Raw genomic sequence first — 2,618 nt, 5'->3', positions numbered from 1 at the left:
GCACTGCCTCGATCCGCCGCATCCATTCCCGCCAGCGTAGATCGGCCGGCAGATCGGCCAGACCACGGTCGAAAACCGTCTCTGTTCGGGCGCTTTTCATCGTCACAGCCCATACAGGCGGAAGGTTTCGCGACCGGTCAGCTCGCGCACCGCACCCAGATTGACCAGCCGGTCACACAGACGCCGGGCTGCCCGATCAGACATGAAGTCGAGCGCCCCCGGCGTCAGCGCCTCGCGTGACAGGAACAGATCGACGGCGCGGCCCGCCCCCCCGGCCCGCAGCTTCGGAGTCACCACCCGCAGCCGCGCCGCCGCCCGTGACAGCTCTGTCGCCAGAGATACCGCCTGCGCGGCACCGGCCGCAACCGCCCGGTGGCAGGCCAGCCGCAGATCGTCGCCCCGCAGCCGTAGATCGCGCGGTTTTATGGCCAGCGACAGCAGCGGAACTGCGTGATCCTGCCCCCATCCCCGCGCCAGCACCGCATCGGCCAGAATCAATGCGGCCGTTTCGGCGCGCGGAACGTCGGCCAACACGGCTTCGATCACCGCTGCCGCCCGGTCCACCGGCGTTGGCCCGGCCGCATCCAGGCAAAGCCCGATCTGTTCGGGTGCGATCCCCTCCAGCACCCGGCCCAACCCGGCAACCGAGACCGGCCGCGCCACCGCCCGGCTCCATTGCCGCAGGACGCGCCCCGCCGGGCCGGGATCGTCGCCTGCCCGCGTCAGATGCAGCGCGTCGCGCAAGGCGCCCTGCCCTTCGCGCCGCCCGGCCATCGCCGCGCAGGTTTCCGCAGCCGCCAGCGCAAGCCGGTCGCGCCACAGCGGCAGGGGCACATCGGCCGCCGCAACCAGCGCCAGATGCGCCAGCGCCGCCCCCGACCGGAACGCCGCCGCGTCAAGGGGTTCAGCCGCCGCCCGAGCAATCCATCCGGGCAAGGGCGGAGGCCCCGGCATGGCTTGGCTAGGCTGTTCGTGCAGTTTTTTCATACCGACAGCCTAAGGTGAGGCGGCGCTTTTAGCCACCGAAAGTTGCGATATACGCCGCCTCTTCGATGATGTCTTTGTGTCCAATAATCTTGCATTATCGGACATCAAGAAGATATGCTCAGAGGCATGACCGAAACACCCGAGAAATCGCCTTCAGAGCCGCTGGAACGTCCCGATCGCCATGAGCGGGACGACAGCGCTGATAAGGAGCGCGACACGATCGCCCTGCCCTCCCATGTCGCTGGCTCGGGCACGCTCGACCGCCTGGTCGAAACCGCGCGAGACTATGCGCGTCAGGCGGCGTCGGAGAACACGCTGCAGGCCTATGCCAAGGACTGGGCCCACTTCGCCCGCTGGTGCCGGATGCGCGGCGCGGACCCTCTCCCCTCGTCGCCCCAGCTGATCGGGCTCTACATCGCCGATCTGGCAGCCCCGGGCGGCAAGGCCCCGTCGCAGTCGGCGTCCCGACCCCTCTCGGTCTCATCAATAGAGCGGCGGCTGTCCGGCCTGACCTGGGGCTATGCACAGCGCGGAGAACGGCTGGACCGCAAGGACCGCCACATTGCCAGCGTCCTGGCTGGCATCCGACGCAAGCACGCACGGCCACCGGTCCAGAAAGAAGCGATCCTGCCTGAAGACCTGCGCGACATGCTGGCCACCCTGCCCCACGATCTGCGCGGCCTGCGCGACCGGGCGATCCTGCTGATCGGCTTTGCTGGCGGCCTTCGCAGATCCGAAATCGTCTGCCTTGACCACGGCAAGGATGACACGCCCGACAGTGGCGGCTGGGTAGAGATGCTGAAAGACGGTGTCCTGATCACCCTGCGCGGCAAAACCGGCTGGCGCGAGGTCGAAATCGCCCGCGGCTCATCCGATCAGACCTGCCCGGTCCATGCCCTGACGCAGTGGCTGCATTACGCAAGGATCGACTTCGGCCCAATCTTCGTCGCCACGTCGCGCAACGGCCTGAAAGCTACGGGCGAGCGGTTGTCGGACAAACACGTCGCCCGGCTGATCAAATCCTGCGCCCGCGAGGCCGGGCTACGCCCTGATCTGCCTGAGGCCGAGCGCGTGCGGCTGTTCTCGGGCCATTCCCTGCGTGCAGGCCTTGCCAGCAGCGCGGAAGTTGATGAACGCTATGTTCAAAAGCAGCTCGGTCATGCCAGCGCAGAGATGACCCGCCGATATCAGCGACGCCGCGACAGGTTCCGCGTGAACCTGACCAAGGCCGCGGGCCTGTAAGCCCCCTGCCCTTCCGACGAGCTTTTGCTGAAATGCCAAGCTCCAACCTGACCGCTCAGGTTTCAGCTAACCGCTTCAATTGAAATCGGGAACCAAACGCGACAACCATAAATCGTTTTCGGATGCCTCCTCGATCTCTTCGACACTCGCGAGAGGATCGTCAAAATCATCATTTATGGCAGATGCTTGAGGCTTCATATGTGCAAATTACGGCACTTTTGCACTTTACCCAAGGGTTTTCTCGCGGCGCTTCTGAGTACCTTGTATTGCATGCGCTCGCCACGGTCTGCGAGAAATCCTTGATCAAGCTCAAGCTCAGAAAACCAAGAGCTTTCTACAAGTCAGTGCCACAGAGATTGCTCTTGCATCCGTTTCTAAACGGTCGTTTA

General features: G+C 65.0%; 3 protein-coding genes and 1 pseudogene. 2 read left to right on the top strand and 2 right to left on the bottom strand.

The window, feature by feature from the left end; all coding sequences use genetic code 11:
* A pseudogene (locus Q8K08_RS09365) lies at positions 1-100 on the bottom strand (SMC-Scp complex subunit ScpB); the annotation flags it as partial.
* A 2-nt stretch (positions 101-102) separates the two neighbouring features.
* Positions 103-987, bottom strand: a complete 885-nt coding sequence (locus Q8K08_RS09360) for a DUF1403 family protein (protein ID WP_305249906.1) — start codon at positions 985-987, stop codon at positions 103-105.
* A 126-nt stretch (positions 988-1,113) separates the two neighbouring features.
* On the opposite strand from Q8K08_RS09360, the gene Q8K08_RS09355 reads away from it, so the two are divergent.
* On the top strand, positions 1,114-2,229 hold the full coding sequence (locus tag Q8K08_RS09355; RefSeq protein WP_370870537.1) for a tyrosine-type recombinase/integrase: 1,116 nt from the start codon (positions 1,114-1,116) through the stop codon (positions 2,227-2,229).
* A gap of 182 nt (positions 2,230-2,411) precedes the next feature.
* A partial coding sequence (locus Q8K08_RS09350; RefSeq protein WP_305249904.1) for a hypothetical protein occupies positions 2,412-2,618 on the top strand: 207 nt, incomplete at its 3' end.

It is taken from the genome of Pseudotabrizicola sp. (genome assembly GCF_030684215.1).
Lineage (GTDB): Bacteria > Pseudomonadota > Alphaproteobacteria > Rhodobacterales > Rhodobacteraceae > Pseudotabrizicola.
Note: the sequence above shows the minus strand (reverse complement) of the source record. Positions and strands in the feature narration are given on the sequence as shown.

What these genes read in the sequence shown, in the direction of transcription:
- Q8K08_RS09360 (WP_305249906.1), bottom strand. Translation starts at nt 987, where the DNA reads ATGAAAAAACTGCACGAACAGCCTAGCCAAGCCATGCCGGGGCCTCCG.
- Q8K08_RS09355 (WP_370870537.1), top strand. Translation starts at nt 1,114, where the DNA reads ATGACCGAAACACCCGAGAAATCGCCTTCAGAGCCGCTGGAACGTCCC.